Raw genomic sequence first — 17080 nt, forward strand, 5'->3', positions numbered from 1 at the left:
ATACATTAGCTACTCTATACCTTTTAAGTCTATATTTATACCTTATTGATTTTTTAATATTTTTAAAAACTGAATTATAAGAAATCTAGATATAAAATCTTATGGAAAATAATATTTTTAGGATAAGGACATGTACAAAAAAGCCGCTTTAATTTTTCCACTAGCCCTCATAAGCCAGTTGAGCCTAGCAGATTGGGTCAAAGATGCCGCACAACAAAATGAAAATCAGGTCATTCAGTTAAGACAACATATTCATCAAAATCCTGAACTTGGCAATATGGAATTTAAAACATCTGCACTTGTTCAAAAAGAATTAAAGTCTTATGGCATTCAAGTCAAAACAGGTTATGCAAAAACAGGTGTTGTAGGTATTTTAAAAGGTAATAAACCCGGCCCTATTATTGCGCTTAGAGCCGACATGGATGCACTACCTATGGAAGAAAAAAGTGGTGTTCCATTTGCGAGTAAACAAAAAGCAATTTATCAAGGTAAAGAAACTTATGTGATGCATGCTTGTGGACATGATGCACATACCGCAATGCTATTAGGTGCAGCAAAAATTCTAGCTGCCAATAAAGATAAAGTATCAGGTACGGTTGTCTTTGTTTTTCAACCTGCCGAAGAAGGTGGAGCAGATATAGATAATTTCACACAAGGTGATCAAATCGGCTCCAGAAAGATGATCGCAGATGGAGCATTTAAAGACTATAAACCTGAAGCCATTTTTGGCATACATGTCATATCCGGTATGCAAAGTGGCCACCTTTATTATAAAGATGGCGCTATTTTAAATAGTGCAGACCATTTACGTATTCAGGTCAACGGCAAGCAGGTACATGGCTCTACCCCTTGGTTAGGTAGAGATCCAATTTATGCATCTGCACAAATGATTAATAATTTACAAAGCCTTATTAGCCGAAGGACTGATCTCACTCAAGGTATGGGTGTAGTGAGTATTGGGAATATTCAAGGTGGTACAGCAGGAAATGTAATTCCTGAACAGGTGAATATGGTCGGGACTATCCGCTCTAATAACGAACAAATACGAGCAAATATCTTAAAAAGTTTACCAGTCATGATAGAGCATAATGCTCAAGCCAATGATGTGACTGCCAAAGTTGAAATTGCACCTTATGCGCCAGTGACCATGAATGACAAAACACTGACTCAGTTTATTCAGCCAACTTTAGTCAAGGTTGTTGGAGACTCAAAACTTCATGTTTTGGATCATAATGCAAGCGCAAGTGAAGATTTTGCCTATTACGGCAAATTAATGCCATCATTCTTTGTTTTCTTAGGTGCAACACCAGAAAATCAGGACTTAACTCAAGCTGCACCAAATCATAGCCCCTATTTTATTGTAGATAATAAAGCCTTAAAAACTGGAACAGAGCTACACGTCAGATTCGTATTAGATTATCCGAATATATCAAAACAAGTTCAAACTTCATGGAAGCCCTCTTAACTTAAAAAGCTTGCCAGCTATAAGATGTAGCGTTTTTAGATTAGAAATACAGCAATCGCAATTGAAAGGTTGTGCCATAGGACTTAGTATGCAATCTGCTAAACTGCCCCGTATTTAAAAGCAGATGTATGGCTTTTGAATAGAACGAATGTTTTATTCAAAGTCATATTTTAAATATAAAGCTCTATAGTGAACTAAAACGGAATACTCTCATGGCGAATCATTTTGAATTCAATATTCGTGTTTATATCGAAGATACGGACGCAGGCGGTATCGTTTACCATGCCAACCACATTCGCTACATGGAACGTACCCGTACAGAATGGCTTCGTGCTTCTGGTGTTGATCATTACTGGCATCAAAAAGACTACAACTTTGTTGTTCACAAAATTGACGTAAAATACATGCGTCCTATCCTAATGGATGACCTAATTACTGTTACAGCACGTGTAGTTTCATGTAAAGCTGCGTCATTTGTGTTGCAACAAAATATTTATCGTGGTGAAATCTTGCTTGCTTCTGGCGAGGTTGAATTGGCATGTTTAAGTAAAGAACTTGTAGCTCGTCGTCTTCCAGAAGAAATACGTGATCTTATTCGTAAAGAATTGGAACAAGACTAAAAAAAAGCAACCGGCATATGTAACTATGGCAACAAACATCGAATCAACCCTGCATATTTCTGACCTTATCTTACAAGCAAGTCCAGTCGTCCAATTGGTCATGCTAATTTTATTGTTAGCATCAATCTTTAGTTGGTATTTGATTGCCAAGTTACATATGGGTTATAAAAAGGCACGTCAAGGTGATGAACATTTTCAAAAAATGTTCTGGTCTGGTGCTGAACTCAATACGCTCTATAACAACGCACAACTCAACTCAAAACGTTCAGGTCTTGAGGATATTTTTTATCAAGGGCTGAGTGAATTTTTCAAACTTAAAAAGCGCCACGCTTCTACCTCCCAAACGATCGAAGGTACCGAACGTATTTTACGTGTTGGTTTAAGTCGTGATCAAAGTACTCTTGAATATGGCCTTGGCACTTTGGCAAGTATCGGTTCTGTTGCCCCATATATCGGCTTATTTGGCACAGTGTGGGGAATCATGAATGCTTTTATTGGTTTAGCTGCCGTTGACCAAGTGACTTTAGCAACGGTTGCACCGGGTATTGCCGAGGCACTTATTGCAACTGCAATTGGCTTATTTGCTGCCATTCCTGCAGTACTCGCTTTTAACCACTTTACGGCTAAAGGTGAAAGCGTCTACTCTGACCGCGCATTATTTGCCGAAGAAATGATTGCTTTATTGCAACGTCAATCTGTGGGTCCATCACAGGAAGATGCATAATGGCTATTCAACGTTCAGGGCGCTTTGAGCGCATAAAAAAACCATTAAAAAGTGACATGAACGTCGTACCCTATATCGATGTAATGCTCGTACTCTTAGTTATTTTCATGGTGACTGCTCCCATGATTACTAGCGGTATTAAAGTCGACTTACCTCAGGCAAATAATCGTCCAATTGAATCCAAAGATATGCCAGCCATGGTAACGATTGGTAAAGATGGCAATATTTATCTTCAATACCAAGACTATAAAGATAACGAGCCACTTTCTCGTGAAAAGCTCGAATCTGTATTAAGTGAAGCGCAAAAGCAAGCTGAGCAGGAAAACAAACAGCTTACGGTTTTAGTGAATGGTGATAAGTCACGCCCTTACGGCGAGGTCGTATCATTGATGGCAAGTTTACAAGAAGCAGGTTTAACTCAAGTTGGCCTTCTGACAGAGCCTTTAAAATAAGCTATGAACAAAAATCAAAAGCCTCCTTTTAAACAGAATGCGATTGCATTGGGCTTCACACTTGGAGTTCATGCAATTGCTATTGTCGGCTTGCTTTTTTTAGGCTTGAGTAAACCACCTGAACAGCCCAAAAAGCTAACTACTATTTTAGTTAAGCCAGAAGATTTACCACCGCCTTTAGCAAAAGAAGTTGAGCCACAAACTACAGCAGAAAATCAGGCAGAAGAAGTTCTAAGCCCAATTGTGGATGAAAATCTTCCTCAAAATCTTCCAGCAGTACCATCACCTCCTCCTCCTCCGCCCACAGCACAACATCTGGTTGCCCAAAAGCAAAAAGCCGAGCAGGCACAGCAAGCAAAATTAGCTGAGGAAAAACGTAAAGCCGAAGAAGCTGCTAAAGCGAAGCAAGCTGCGGAACAACAACGTTTAGAGGAAGCTCAAAAGCAGCAAGCTGAAGCTAAGCGTCAAGCTGAGGCAAAAGCTGCAAAAGTTGAAGCCGAACAAAAGCGTAAAGCTGATGCTGAGGCAAAAACCAAACATGAACAAAATGAGGCTCGCAAAGCTGAAGAAGCTGCTAAACGAAAAGCTGAGGCCGATGCAAAACTGAAACGTGAAGCAGAAAATGCAAAACTTCAGGCACAGCAAGAAGCAAAACGTAAAGCTGAAGCTGAGGCAAAAGCGAAACATGAAGCTCGTAAAGCAACTGAAAATGCTAAACGCAAAGCGGCTGAAGAGGCGAAAGTTAAACAGCAGAAAGTAGCTGAGGATGCCAAGCGTAAAGCTGAAGCTGATGCAAAAGCCCAAAAGCAGAAAGCGGCTGAGGATGCTAAGCGTAAAGCAGAAGCCGATGCAAAAGCTAAACACCAAAAAGCAGCTGAAGATGCCAAGCGTAAAGCTGAAGCCGATGCAAAAGCTCAAAAGCAAAAAGCGGCTGAGGATGCCAAGCGTAAAGCTGATGCTGACGCAAAAGCTAAACACCAAAAAGCTGCCGAAGATGCTAAGCGTAAAGCTGAAGCCGATGCAAAGGCTCAAAAGCAGAAAGCGGCTGAGGATGCCAAGCATAAGGCTGATGCTGACGCAAAAGCGAAACAGCAAAAAGAGGCTGAAGATGCAAGACGTAAAGCTGAAGCTGAGGCCGAAGCAAAAGCTGCATCTGTTAAAAAAGCACAGGAAGAAGCCGCTCAGAAAAAGGGTGAAGCCAAAAAAATTGCATCTTCAGCGAAGCGTGATTTTGAGCAGAAAATTCGACGCTCTTGGGATGTCCCAACTGGTAATAGTGGTAAAACAGTTAGTGTTCGTTTTACTCTCTCCGACTCAGGAAGCGTTAGTTCTATTGTGATTACGCGTTCAAGTGGTGATGATGCACTAGATGCAAGTATTAAAGCTGCGATTCAAGCCGCTGCGCCATATCCTATGCCATCAGACCCTGATGCAAGGCGTGAAGCAAGAAGTGTTACCTCTACATTTAGAGCGCAATAATTTTTAAAGAGTTACATGCTTTAAATAGTTTAAGGCATGTAACTATGCTACAAAATCCACAGTCACAAAAAATACCTGCTATGACTTTAAACTTATGAAAACGAGCCGCAAACATCTTCTAGCCTTAACGTTGCTTACAGCATTAAGTCCTCTTGCACCAACAGCTGCATTTGCTCAGCTACATTTAGAAATTGCAAAAGCACCTGATCAGGCACCCAAAATCGCTATTGTTCCATTTAACAATGACAATGGACTCTACCCTATTGTTGAAACGGACTTAAACCGTTCAGGACGTTTCACAAGTTCATCGAAAAACTTACCTGCAAATGCTGCTATTAACCAGATTCAAGCATCTGATTGGCAAGCTGCAGGTATTCCATACGTTGTTACAGGGCAAATTAAGCAAACAGCTGATGGGTTTGAAGTCCATTACCAACTTTATGATGTGCAAAAACAGCAATATCTTCTAAATGAGTTGTTAAATGTACCTGCTTCGCGCATCCGCCAAGCTGGACATATGGTTAGTGATGCTATTTATCAAGCTTTGACTGGTATTGCAGGCGACTTTAGTGGTCGTATCGCTTATGTATTACGTAATCCAGCTACTCCTGCTGAACGTTACACTTTACAAATTGCAGATACAGATGGTGAACAACCAAAAACTGTTCTCTCTTCACGCGATCCGATTCTATCTCCGGCATGGACTCCTGATGCCAAAAAAATTGCTTATGTTTCCTTTGAAACTAAACGTCCAGCAATTTACCTACAAGATCTTTCTACTGGAACACGTGAAGTACTTACCAGCTTTAAAGGTTTGAATGGTGCGCCGAGCTTTTCACCAGATGGTAAATCAATGCTATTTACAGGGTCAATGAATGGTAACCCTGAAATTTATCAAATGGATTTATCAACTCGCCAAATCAAACGTATGACAAATGACACGGCAATTGATACAGAAGCTCGTTACACCCCAGATGGAAAAGCTTTTATTTTTACATCTGACCGTGGAGGCTCTCCTCAAATTTATCGCTATGATTTTGGAGATGGCTCAGTAAAACGTTTAACATTTAAAGGGTCATTTAATGCACGTGGCACTCTAAGTGCAGATGGTAAAAAAATTGCACTGGTGCATCGACCAAGTGGTAGTAACTATAAGGTTGCTATCCAAGATATTAATACAGGGATTGTTAATATTCTTACCCCTACGAGTTTAGATGAATCACCAAGTTTCTCACCAAATGGACAAATGGTGGTTTACGCAACTCGTGAAGGGAACCGTGGTTTACTGTCTGTCATGTCCACTGATGGTCGTTTCCGTATGAATTTACCAAGTGAACAAGGTGAGGTACGTGAACCAGCCTGGGCACCTAAATAACTTTTTCTTCCATTGATGGAGATGATGATGAAATCAATCAAATATTTGGCTTTTCCTCTACTTAGTGTAGCGCTTGTCATGACAGGTTGTGCGAGCCGTAAACCAGCAACGACTGCAAATGCTGGTACTACAAACCCAAGCACCGTAAACACGACAGGTTTAAGTGAAGATGCTGCATTAAATGCCCAAAATTTGGCAGGTGCTTCATCAAAAGGTGTAACTGAAGCAAATAAAGCTGCTTTAGCTAAACGTGTTGTTCACTTCGATTACGACAGTAGTGATTTATCTGCTGAAGATTATCAAACACTTCAAGCCCATGCTCAGTTCCTTATGGCAAATGCAAATTCAAAAGTTGCATTGACAGGTCATACAGATGAACGTGGTACACGTGAGTACAACATGGCTTTAGGTGAGCGCCGCGCAAAAGCAGTTCAAAGTTACCTCATCACAAATGGTGTAAATCCACAGCAACTTGAAGCGGTAAGTTATGGTAAAGAAGCTCCTGTTAACCCAGGCCATGACGAATCAGCTTGGAAAGAAAACCGCCGTGTTGAAATTAACTATGAAGCGGTTCCTCCTCTATTAAAATAAGACACTCCTAAAAAATAAACGCCCACATATGGGCGTTTATTTTTTGATTCTTAATTTAAGAGGATTTGTTTTCCTCTTCTTCTGAATGTTGCATCGACTCAATCAAATCATGCTTATTAAAAGCTTTATATTCAGGTTTTGCTTCATAGTCTTTCCAAGCCTCCTGAACACTTTCTTTCGAAATTTCTTCTAAATTGATTGGTTCACCTGCCGTGGGGGTCGCATCAAACTTCTTAGTTGTCATTTCGATTCTCCTAAATATACATTCCTTTGCTATGCAAACAACATACCATGTAAAATGGGGCTTGTAAGCATAAATGCAACACAAATAAAGTAAGATAATTTTTATTTTCCGGCATTCTCATCTAGAATATGCCACGTATTTATTTGACTCATTTTGATGCTTGCGCACAGGAGCGTTTTTTTATGTCCAACCTCACATTGTCCCAATTTTTACAACAAGAAAAAGGGAACCTTACACCTGAGTTGGCCCAAGTCATCGACACGATTGCTACGACTTGTAAAACCATTGACCAAGCCCTACAAAAAGGTGCTTTGGCTGGAATTTTAGGTAGTGCTGGTAATGAAAATGTTCAAGGTGAAACACAGAAAAAACTTGATGTGATTTCTAATGACTATTTAATTGATGCGTTAAAAGTTCACCCTCATGTTAGTGGTCTTGCATCTGAAGAACTTGATGACTTTACACCTGCGCAAGAAAACGGCAAATACTTAGTATTATTCGACCCATTAGATGGTTCAAGTAACATTGATATCAACATGTGCGTAGGAACAATCTTCTCGATTCTCCCTGCAAAAAATGCAGTTACACAAGCACAAGATTTCATGCAAGCAGGTACTCAACAGGTTGCTGCTGGTTATGTGTTATATGGCCCATCAACAATGATGGCTTTAACCGTTGGAAATGGTGTAGCTTTCTTTACTTTAGATCCAGAAACTCAAACATTCTTACTTACTACAGAGAATGTTCAAGTATCAGCAGACACTCAAGAGTTTGCAATTAATGCATCTAACCAACGTCATTGGGAACAACCAGTAAAACAATATATTGAAGAGTTACTTGCAGGTAAAACATCTGTACGTGAAAAAGATTTCAATATGCGTTGGGTAGCATGTATGGTGGGCGATATTCACCGTATTTTATGCCGTGGTGGTATTTTCCTTTATCCATATGACTTAAAAGACCCGAAAAAAGCAGGTCGTTTACGTTTAATGTATGAAGCTAACCCAATGAGTATGCTTATTGAACAAGCAGGTGGTTCATCAACTACTGGCCGTGTTCGTATTTTAGATATTGAACCTACAGAGCTTCACCAACGTGTTCCTGTAATTATTGGTTCTAAAAATGAAGTTGAACGCGTAACAAGCTATCATTAATAATTTAAATTATAGAGGGCGTCATATAGTATGATGACGCCCTTTTGGATATATCCTTATGGCGGTTATTTTTTTAGAATCAAAAGACAATGCAAAAATTAAACATTTGCGTGGTTTAATTGAACTCAATAGCGCCCGAAAAAAGCATCAGCAAACAGTTCTTGAAGGTACTCACCTTTGCCTAGCTTGGTTACAACAACAGAAAAAGCTCTTTTCGTTGTTTACAACTGAACAGGCGTTGGAACATGACGATTTAAAAAAAATTATCGAACTTCATCAGGGTCACGTTTTTATTATTAGTGAAGTTCTATACAAAGACTTAAGTACTTTAGGTAATACTCTGCCTTGTTTGGCTATTATTGATTTACCTAAAACAGCATCAACGATTGATTATAGCTTAGACACTCTAATTCTCGAAAATGTACAAGACCCAGGCAACGTAGGTACATTATTACGTTCAGCAGCAGCAGCAAATATTAAACAAATCATTTGTACCCAAGGCTCTGCCTCCCTCTGGTCTCCTCGTGTTTTAAGAGCAGGTATGGGAGCTCATTTTAGCTTACATTGTTTTGAAAACTTCCAATTGACCGATATTCTTCCTAAATTCGATATTCCTGTTTTCGTTACAAGTTCTCATCGCTCAACCAGCCTCTATTCAAAAGATCTTTCAAAGCCATGCGTTTGGATTTTGGGCAACGAAGGACAAGGCGTAAGTGATTATGCTTTAGAGCATGCGCAGTCGGTGACAATACCTCAGCCCGGTGGTCAAGAGTCATTAAATGTAGCAATTGCAGGATCTATTTGTTTTTTTGAAATGGTTCGCCAACGCCAATAAAACGTTAATTTATTTTACATCGCTCATATTTGTGAAAAAAATCATTTACACTACTAAAAAATAGCCGATTGTTGTCAACCTCCCACCTCTTTTCAACGTTATATAAGAGATATATTGAAGATAAGGTGGGTACGTCCAATGACAGGATTTTCCATCTCCATGGATTTAGCACCGAAAAAGTCTCGATCGGAAGCATCTAGTGTTCATGCCAGCACGGCTGAGCAACGCCTAAAGGTTTTTATGCAAGATGTTACTGGTCGTGCTTTGGTGATGATGGAGAGTGCTACCCAAGGTCAACAAGGCATTGCGATGGACTTGGTTCAAGAAGCATTTATTGCTTTACACAAGTCTTACGCCGATCGAAGTACTGAAGAATGGTATCCGCTGTTTTATACTATTCTAAATAACAAGCTTCAGGATTGGCGTCGTAAAGAAGCACGTCGGGCAAATCCATTTTCATTCTTCAAAAAAGTTAGTCTAGACAATGATGATGAAGAAATCATTGATGTTGTCGATGAAAAAGCAATCAATCCAGCAGATTTTCTAGATCAAGCAGTAACGATAGAAGAGATACGAGAAGCGATTGCAAAACTACCTGTTCGTCAACAGCAGGCTTTCATGTTACGTGCTTGGGAAGGGTTTGACACCCATACTACAGCGCAAATCATGAACTGTACTGAAGGTAGTGTCAAAACCCATTATCATCGAGCAATTCAGGGACTTAGAGAGTACTTAGCACATTTAAATCCCATGGGAGGTTCTAATGAATCATGATGATTTCACTAAAAAGGTGACGTCTAAACTCGATAGTTTGGCTGATCACCATAAAAATAAAACAGTGGTAATGAATCATGTGCTTGACCATATCCAACAGAAGCCAGCATCTTACTATAGTGTCTGGAAAATGACGGGTTTCGCACTTGCCGCAGCAATTACTGGTTTTGTCATTTTACCAAATTCAGCGGAGTTGATCGAAAAGCCACAAAATCAAGTTATTGTAAATCCTAAATTATCGCCACAGATGGTTGAAGATTTAGAAATGCTGATGGTGTTGGGTGAGGATAAAGTTCAACATGGTAGCTAAAAAGTTAGCACTTATCCTTTGTTCATTAAGTTTCCTGCAAACAAGTTTTGCGGGTTTTGAACGTTTCTGGATTTTTTCTAAAGATGCCAATACGCAAGTAGATGATACTTGGAATGCTATGTCTGAAGAAGAACAACGAGCTGTAATTAAACGCTATCAAAGCTTAAAAGAATTACCAGCGAACCAAAGCGCTAATCTGCAACAACGCATGGATTGGTTCAACCAACTCCCAGATGCAGAAAAGCAGAAAATGCGTGAAGCTTGGCAAAAAATGAGTACACAAGAGCGTAATGATTTACGTCAGCGTATGCTTAAAGCAAGTGCAGACGAAAGAACAGCTATACGCGAAGAATATATCAATAAATATTTAGAACACTAATCTAAACTTTTAATAAAAATGCTTGTTTTGAAATCCGACTAGCAATAAAAAAAGCCTCCTATGGAGGCTTTTTTATTTTTTCTTATTTACGATAACGTCTATAAGCAATTAAACCTAACAGTGATGCAATAGAGAGAATGCCTATACCTCCCCCACCACTTCTTGAATCATCAGTTGTAGTTGCTGTGCTTACTAAATTAATCGTTCCTGCGCTAGCTGAAATAGTTCCATCTGCATCGTATACATAGTAGGTCAATGTATCATTGAAAGTATTAAACACGTTGCTCGCTTGAATATAGATGTTACCACCATAGCAAGTATTACCACTATCACTTTTAGGGCACGGACCTTCCCGATCTGCTTTCACTACCTTGAAAATACCGTCTTTTGAGGTTTTGCTTGGTATATAAATTGGTAACTCCACACCCTGATCATTTACCCAAAATTTAGGTTTGTTTGGTTTAGTCTTAAGTGTGTTTACAGGACCATCCCCATCATCATTAGCATACTGTAATAAATTTAAAGGAATAACTTCATTTGCTAAATACTTAAACGTTACCGTACCATTACCGGCAACTGGTGGAATATTATCAAAACGAGCTTCCAATAGCCCAGATGATTGTGTGGTCCCATCTTTACTGCTAATCGTATACTTACAATAGTTGTAATCACCAGCTTGGGTAATAACATCATCCAATCTGTAAAAAATAATTTGCTGCAAAGCAGGATTCCATTCACATTTAAGTACTGCTTCTTCTTTATCTTTAATATTAAATACTTTATCGTCAATTAATCCTGTTCCAACAGTTTCAAGATTAATATTATAATCCGTTGTATTAAAGAATTTTAAAATATGATTACTATCTTCATTTGGCAAAGGTAAGCCATTTGCTTTCAAATCAATATAGATTGCTCGATATTTTGCATTTGCTTTGGTTTGATCAAGAAGATTTTTATAATTTGCTGAATCAATTTTTAATACATTCAACAAATACGCATAATCTGGATTCAATATATTCTTCTGAACCGTATCATATTGAGATTGATATTTAGCCAGCAAATCCGTAAGAGAGGTATTACCTAAACCTTTTATATCACCAGCAGTAAGTTTCATTAACTCGACTGAGCCAATATCACAACTATTACGACTATTTGGTTGATAATATAATTTACTGTCCGCAAGTCGTGATAAACCTCGTTGGTCTATAGACGTACAGGTATCTTTACCTTCAGGATCTACATCTACTAAGTCTTCTTTTTTAGATGGTAATAAAGGAGAATTATTTATTGGAAAATAAAGGGGCAAAAATCCCGTTTTCGGAGCTATATCCTGATACTCAAGTATAGAGTTAAACGGAACACCTACAATATCAACAGTTCGATGTGTAGCAGTCAGTGCTTCTGTTGGTAAGTCACATTTCGCAGAATTATTTATCAGATTCAGAGCATTAAATGATAGTGTGAAACCAGCATTTTTTAAATCAGCCGCGGGCCCTATAAAATAATGGCAAGCATAGGTTCCCAAATTATAACCAATTACATTAAACCTTAACTCTTTACTCCCCATAGTGTCATATAAGAAGGTGCTATAAGCATTATTTTCAACAACAGTATTATTTTTTAAAGATAAAGTACTGTTAGCGCTAAGTATGGTTGAAGGATTAGGAGTACCGTTTGGAGTAGCATCACCAGTAAATTTCAAAATACTGCCATTTACTGCATTTGCAATATTTCGAGCGATGGTATTAATTGTAAAAGTTGCTTTGGGCTCCCCGCAAAACTCAAAAGTATTATTAGAGCTATTCGAACCATTATTGATAATACTAGAAGAGGTAAATGTTACTTCTCGTTTTGCATAGGCTGTACCATTCCAACAGCTCATCGAAAGCACACTTCCAGATGTTGCTGTATTACCTTGAATTAAAGAGTGTGTTGTAGACAAATTAACATTATCACCACCCAGAAAAATTGCTCCTCCTTTTGGAGCTTGAGAGTTTAATATCTGAGTATTGAGCAATGTGACATTGCCACCAGCATAAATCGCACCGCCAAAATCTGGTGCTATACCATTTTCCAAAATAACGTTTTGAATAAATAGAGGCTGTTTATTTACGGCTGTGTTGAAAATACGCGATTTTCCAGCAGCATTTATTATTGTCTGTAACGGTTGTAGTGCTGGATAGTCATTGGTTAACACACTTTTTTCTGACCAATTCTTATCTTGATCTTTTTCACCGAACCCATAAATTGCTATATCTGCATTGGGAACCAGCTCTTTATTTAATGTATAAGTCCCTGCTTTTAGTTGAATCACCTGACTTTTAGAGGTGTTATAGACGGTACATCCATAATCAGATCTTCGTGTTTCAGCAACTTTTATTGCTTCTCTTAACGAGCAAGCATTAGGATTCTCACCATCCTCATCTGCAAAAGTTGTAACTTCAATTCTTTGATTTGTTGTATCAGCAAAAAGAGGCATAGCCGCCAGCACGGCTAGTGCTAATACTGCTTTTTTATAATTTTTCATAGTCCTCATCCCTGATTATGACTTGAAACGGCGTAGCGCGATTAAACCAAATAACCCTAAAATTAAACCGCCACCTATACTTCCCCCACCACCAGTACTTACAGATTTATCTTCGATACCAGATAAAGGTTCTTGGACTACAGTTGCCGGAATCGAGACATATTGGAAATCTGAACCATCATTAAATCTTGATACACTCGTAACAACTTGAATACTAAAAATATCTGCACCATGCCAGTTTCCATTTGGTGTGTAAACGACATTTCCATTCTGGTCTATTGTTATGCTGCCTTTAGAAACTGGAGTATCAGTACTCTGTTTTATTTTTAAACAACCTGGTTGCCAGTCTTTACCATCAGGTCGATCACCAAATAAACGTTTACAAGTAGCAGGTGTGACCAAATCAGCTTCACTTAAAGAATCTAAAATATTAAATTTTGCAACTTGTCCATATTTAATATCCTGTCCAACAGTCGCAATTTCATTATTTAAAATATATTCAACTGCTCCTAAGTCGCACAGCTCATCATAGCCACTACGGTTTTTTCCACGTTGGTCAAGTCTTTCACAACTAGCCAATCCAACCGATGAACCGTCACTATATAGCCGTCCCTTATTGATAATTAAAGAATCAGCTAGGCTATTATAACTCTCGAGTAGACGAGGCTTAAAAAATCCCAAAAAGCTATCTTTCGGCGTGCTAAATGGGCATAACAAACCATCTTTCGCTGTTACATCACAGACACCTTCATCGATATCTCCAGCGATTAACTTTTCACTAGCAGGAAAAAGGATATTAGGTAACTTTGCAGTAGCATTACGATTACAGTCAGCAATCACTAAATTACTTTGAATAACGGTCTTGTCATCTGTATTTGCAGTACAGTTCGCAGTGTTACCCACTAATATACTGTTCGAAACAGAAGCATTTCCCTGTGGAGCATCGAGAAATAACCCAGCTGCATTTTTGATCATTGTAATGTTATTAACAAACATTCCATCTTTAATGTTTGCAATAAATCCAACTTTATTGTGGAAGAATGTACTGTTACTAAAGCCTATAGCACGTACATTTAAGTATCCTCCTGTACTTTCATCATCAAATTTTGTTGCACCATAAAATAATGCGCCATCTGAAGAAGAAACTTCATTATCACGTATTACAGATTGAGTGACGAGATATAAAGGCTGTTCACTATAAATAACACCACCTTGAGTCGCTTTATTATTTTGAATCAAGCTATTTATAATATTTACAAAACCAGCAGTTTGGCCTGTTTTAGATAACAATCCTTGATTGTAAATTGCTCCACCCTGATTCGCATACCCACCAATCAATCGTGAATTTTGGATAGTCAATTTTTCATGGTTTAAAATTAAACCACCTGTTAATACCTTAGAGTTTGAACCTGCGCCTTGTAAGTTAAGATCACTCAAGGTCACAGCAAAGGATGCTTTCTCTACACTACCATCATCAATTTTAAATAGCTGATCTGTACCCACCATCTTTATTGTTGCGTTATGGGAACCAGGCTGATCAGTATCAACTATCGTAGAATCATTTTTTGCGGTACTGATCGTAAGAGGGGCTGTAATCGTTATTTTTGAATTTAACGTATATTCGTTATCACGCTGCAAAATAATATTTGATGAGGAATCTTTATTTCCACAGCCATGATAGCCATTTGCATACTTTTCAACATCAGCAGCGTTTGATGAACCACGATAATTCAGAAATTGTACCGCTTCTCGTAAGGTACATACCGTATCATCTTTATCTTCATCAACTAAACTTGTGACTTGAATATCAGCAGAATAAGCGTGCCCAGCAGCAGCCAATAATGCAAAAGCAATGCTCCGTTTGAGCATACCCTTCTCCTTACCTATTTTTTTCATTTTTCTTTGTCAATATTGCAAAGTTTTAACTTTTGCAAACGCATCCTTTGTGCGTACTTTGTCACAGGAGTCAGAATTTCTCAAGATCTTTTGATCGGTCTATAGCGTCATTTTAGATAAGCAGCTTCATAAATATTTGCTTAATTAAACATCTATTAATACATGTAGATTTTACTTATCTAAAAATTTAGTAGTGCACTTTAGAATTTAAATTATAAGTAGTTAATAGATGAATATTTTTTATAGTAAAGCACAGGCTTAAGCTAAAAATTAAATTTTTTTATTGTTGATACTCATCAATTAAAGCATAGATTTGTCTTAAAGTTGCATTTGACAGCTTCGTCTTCTCACCTTTAAGAAGTTTCTCTAATTGAGCTACCGTTTGCAATAATACAGAAGCCTGATGAGGTCCATGCAAAAGCAAATAATCTACAATCTGCTGATCGAAATGGATCCCACGTCTAGACATTACAGAGGTTACTAAAGCATAGCGATCAGCATATAAGCTTCCGCTTGGCACTTTTACACTCACTGCTTGAGTAAGTCTTGATTGCAAATCTGGTAACTCTAATTTCAATTCAATCGGCGCAACACGCGAAGAAAACACGAGTTGCCCTTCATGATTATTCATTAAGTGAAAAACCGCTTTTTGCCAGTGAGGTACACCACTAATTGACTCAATATCATCTAAAGCAACTAGGTCATAGTGCTCTAAACAAGTAATTGCCTCAATTGGAGCGTCAAGCAGTTCCAGCAGAGAAACTTTTATTGCAGACTTGCCTACTTCTAAATAAGAATCACAAATTGCTGATAGCAAATGACTCTTTCCCGTTCCTGCTCCACCATAGATATAAAATCTATTGACTAGACCTGCATGTAGTTGACGCACTGCATCAACTACATGCCCCCAACCCGGTCCCGAAAAATCACTGATTCGAGCATCAAGTTGAGGTTCTATATCCAGTTGGAGTTGACGCATATAATGAATTGGCCTTGAAATTATTTCTGATCTGAAAGATTCGGTGTATCTGTATCTTGCTGTTTTTTAACTTCAAGATCAAGTTTAGTATCTTCAGTTTCTATATGAATTTGCTCAATATTGCCTTCTTGGATCACTAATGTAGAAGATGGTGCATATAATGAACTCCTTTCATAGTTTTCTCTTAAATGTTTCAAGAGCACTACAATCACAGCAGCTACAGGTAATGCGATCAACATGCCTAAGAAGCCAGCAAGTTGTGCACCTGCCAAAACGGCAAATACGACAGCAACAGGCGAAAGACCAATTTTATCACCGAGTAAGAATGGTTGCAGAATGTAGCCTTCTACTGCCTGACCAATCATAAAAACCACACCAACCAGTAATAAATGCATCCAGTCCATTCCAAACTGGAATAAACTTGCAATCACAGCGGCAATAATACCGACCGCAAAACCTAGATATGGAATAATACTGGCAAGGCCTGCCACCATACCAATAATTAGCCCGACCTCTAACCCAATGACTTGAAGACCTACCGCATAGACGATACCGAGTAAAAGCATTACGAGGAATTGTCCCTTAACAAATGCTCCTAAAACACTGTGACACTCACGAACAATTTGCAAAGTCGTTGCTTCATACGGACGCGGAATGAGACGACGTAAGTTTTGTAGCATACGGTCCCAATCAAGCAAGAAATAGAAAGCAATAATTGGAATTAAAACAATTGTTCCACCAATCTGAATAAAATTCAGACCTGATTGTGCAAGCTTTAATAAAACAGCCTGAATACTGTCTGCACTGTAATTGGTCTGGACATAATCCATAACTGCTTTCGACATTTGATCGGTGTCAATTTCCATTTGCTGGACATGGAATGTTGAAGAAATCCATGGTAATAGCTCTGCATTAATCCAATGAATCCCAGCAGGAATACTATCTCGTGCATAAACAAGCTGTTTCCAGATGAGTGGAACTAAATACCACAAAGCTACGGTTAAAGTTACACCAATACCGATAAAAACAATGCTAATTGCCAACCAACGAGGGAGCTTAATTTTTACTAGAACATCGACCAGTGGACTAAATAAATAAGCCAGGAAAAAAGCACCAAGAAATGGAATGACCACAGGCTTGAGCAAGTATAATACCCATACCAGCAATACAATACCTGCGAGTAAGAAAATACGGCGCAGCATACGATCTTGCATAAAATCTAGCCTTTTTTGATTTAATCGTTATAAATAGAAAAATATTTTTATTAAAGATAGCA

At 38.4% G+C, this 17080-nt stretch carries 17 protein-coding genes; 12 read left to right on the forward strand and 5 right to left on the reverse strand.

All coding sequences use genetic code 11. The features are described from left to right. Window positions 1-130: 130 nt before the first annotated feature. The 7 genes from B554_RS0105655 (at window position 131) to pal (ending at window position 6706) form a co-directional block, all read left to right on the forward strand. Entirely contained in the window at window positions 131-1465 is a 1335-nt protein-coding gene (locus tag B554_RS0105655) for a M20 family metallopeptidase (protein ID WP_019457277.1), read from the forward strand. Between the two features lie 212 nt (window positions 1466-1677). Continuing rightward, window positions 1678-2085, forward strand: a complete 408-nt coding sequence (gene ybgC, locus B554_RS0105660) for a tol-pal system-associated acyl-CoA thioesterase (RefSeq protein WP_004699892.1) — start codon at window positions 1678-1680, stop codon at window positions 2083-2085. 25 nt (window positions 2086-2110) lie between these two features. Then, the gene (tolQ, locus tag B554_RS0105665; RefSeq protein ID WP_019457278.1) at window positions 2111-2809 is read left to right on the forward strand and encodes a protein TolQ; all 699 of its coding nucleotides are present in this window, start codon (window positions 2111-2113) and stop codon (window positions 2807-2809) included. Further along, window positions 2809-3261: a protein TolR gene (tolR, locus tag B554_RS0105670; RefSeq protein ID WP_002052868.1), complete on the forward strand. Its 453-nt coding sequence runs from the start codon at window positions 2809-2811 to the stop codon at window positions 3259-3261. The genes tolQ and tolR overlap by 1 nt, the downstream gene beginning before the upstream one ends. Before the next feature lie 3 nt (window positions 3262-3264). Beyond that, the gene (gene tolA, locus B554_RS0105675; protein WP_019457279.1) at window positions 3265-4740 is read left to right on the forward strand and encodes a cell envelope integrity protein TolA; all 1476 of its coding nucleotides are present in this window, start codon (window positions 3265-3267) and stop codon (window positions 4738-4740) included. A 94-nt stretch (window positions 4741-4834) separates the two neighbouring features. Next, window positions 4835-6115, forward strand: coding sequence for a Tol-Pal system beta propeller repeat protein TolB (gene tolB / locus B554_RS0105680; RefSeq protein WP_019457280.1), 1281 nt, complete (start codon window positions 4835-4837; stop codon window positions 6113-6115). A gap of 27 nt (window positions 6116-6142) precedes the next feature. After that, window positions 6143-6706: a peptidoglycan-associated lipoprotein Pal gene (gene pal, locus B554_RS0105685; RefSeq protein WP_004699882.1), complete on the forward strand. Its 564-nt coding sequence runs from the start codon at window positions 6143-6145 to the stop codon at window positions 6704-6706. A gap of 55 nt (window positions 6707-6761) precedes the next feature. Here the strand turns inward: pal and B554_RS0105690 are convergent, their stop codons facing one another. Beyond that, window positions 6762-6950 carry an NF038105 family protein gene (locus B554_RS0105690; protein ID WP_002052586.1) on the reverse strand — a complete coding sequence of 63 codons (189 nt, stop codon included), beginning with the start codon at window positions 6948-6950 and terminating at the stop codon, window positions 6762-6764. Window positions 6951-7132: 182 nt separating this feature from the next. Here B554_RS0105690 and B554_RS0105695 point away from each other — a divergent pair, with 182 nt between their 5' ends. The 5 genes from B554_RS0105695 to B554_RS0105715 all read left to right on the forward strand — a co-directional run bounded on the left by B554_RS0105695 (window position 7133) and on the right by B554_RS0105715 (window position 10402). After that, the gene (locus tag B554_RS0105695; protein WP_025465104.1) at window positions 7133-8104 is read left to right on the forward strand and encodes a class 1 fructose-bisphosphatase; all 972 of its coding nucleotides are present in this window, start codon (window positions 7133-7135) and stop codon (window positions 8102-8104) included. Window positions 8105-8162: 58 nt separating this feature from the next. Then, the gene (locus B554_RS0105700; RefSeq protein WP_004699877.1) at window positions 8163-8939 is read left to right on the forward strand and encodes a TrmH family RNA methyltransferase; all 777 of its coding nucleotides are present in this window, start codon (window positions 8163-8165) and stop codon (window positions 8937-8939) included. Between the two features lie 159 nt (window positions 8940-9098). Continuing rightward, on the forward strand, window positions 9099-9713 hold the full coding sequence (locus B554_RS0105705; protein ID WP_019457282.1) for an RNA polymerase sigma factor: 615 nt from the start codon (window positions 9099-9101) through the stop codon (window positions 9711-9713). Next, window positions 9703-10023 carry a hypothetical protein gene (locus B554_RS0105710; protein ID WP_019457283.1) on the forward strand — a complete coding sequence of 107 codons (321 nt, stop codon included), beginning with the start codon at window positions 9703-9705 and terminating at the stop codon, window positions 10021-10023. Before B554_RS0105705 ends, B554_RS0105710 begins: the two co-directional genes overlap by 11 nt. Then, window positions 10013-10402 (forward strand): DUF3106 domain-containing protein, encoded by a 390-nt coding sequence (locus tag B554_RS0105715; protein ID WP_004699871.1) that lies wholly within the window; start codon window positions 10013-10015, stop codon window positions 10400-10402. The genes B554_RS0105710 and B554_RS0105715 overlap by 11 nt, the downstream gene beginning before the upstream one ends. An 82-nt stretch (window positions 10403-10484) precedes the next feature. Here B554_RS0105715 and B554_RS0105720 read toward each other — a convergent pair whose 3' ends face one another. The 4 genes from B554_RS0105720 to cxpE all read right to left on the reverse strand — a co-directional run bounded on the left by B554_RS0105720 (window position 10485) and on the right by cxpE (window position 17018). After that, complete coding sequence (locus tag B554_RS0105720) at window positions 10485-12929, reverse strand: CSLREA domain-containing protein (protein WP_019457284.1); 2445 nt, start codon at window positions 12927-12929, stop codon at window positions 10485-10487. 15 nt (window positions 12930-12944) lie between these two features. Beyond that, complete coding sequence (rbtA, locus tag B554_RS0105725; RefSeq protein ID WP_019457285.1) at window positions 12945-14798, reverse strand: rhombotarget A; 1854 nt, start codon at window positions 14796-14798, stop codon at window positions 12945-12947. 307 nt (window positions 14799-15105) lie between these two features. Continuing rightward, a complete protein-coding gene (hda, locus tag B554_RS0105730; protein ID WP_004699865.1) occupies window positions 15106-15804 on the reverse strand; it encodes a DnaA regulatory inactivator Hda in 699 nt (232 codons plus the stop codon). A gap of 20 nt (window positions 15805-15824) precedes the next feature. Continuing rightward, the gene (gene cxpE, locus B554_RS0105735) at window positions 15825-17018 is read right to left on the reverse strand and encodes a chloramphenicol efflux transporter CxpE (RefSeq protein ID WP_019457286.1); all 1194 of its coding nucleotides are present in this window, start codon (window positions 17016-17018) and stop codon (window positions 15825-15827) included. Window positions 17019-17080: the final 62 nt, after the last annotated feature.

The organism is Acinetobacter sp. GG2, from assembly GCF_000292385.1.
GTDB lineage: Bacteria > Pseudomonadota > Gammaproteobacteria > Pseudomonadales > Moraxellaceae > Acinetobacter > Acinetobacter seifertii.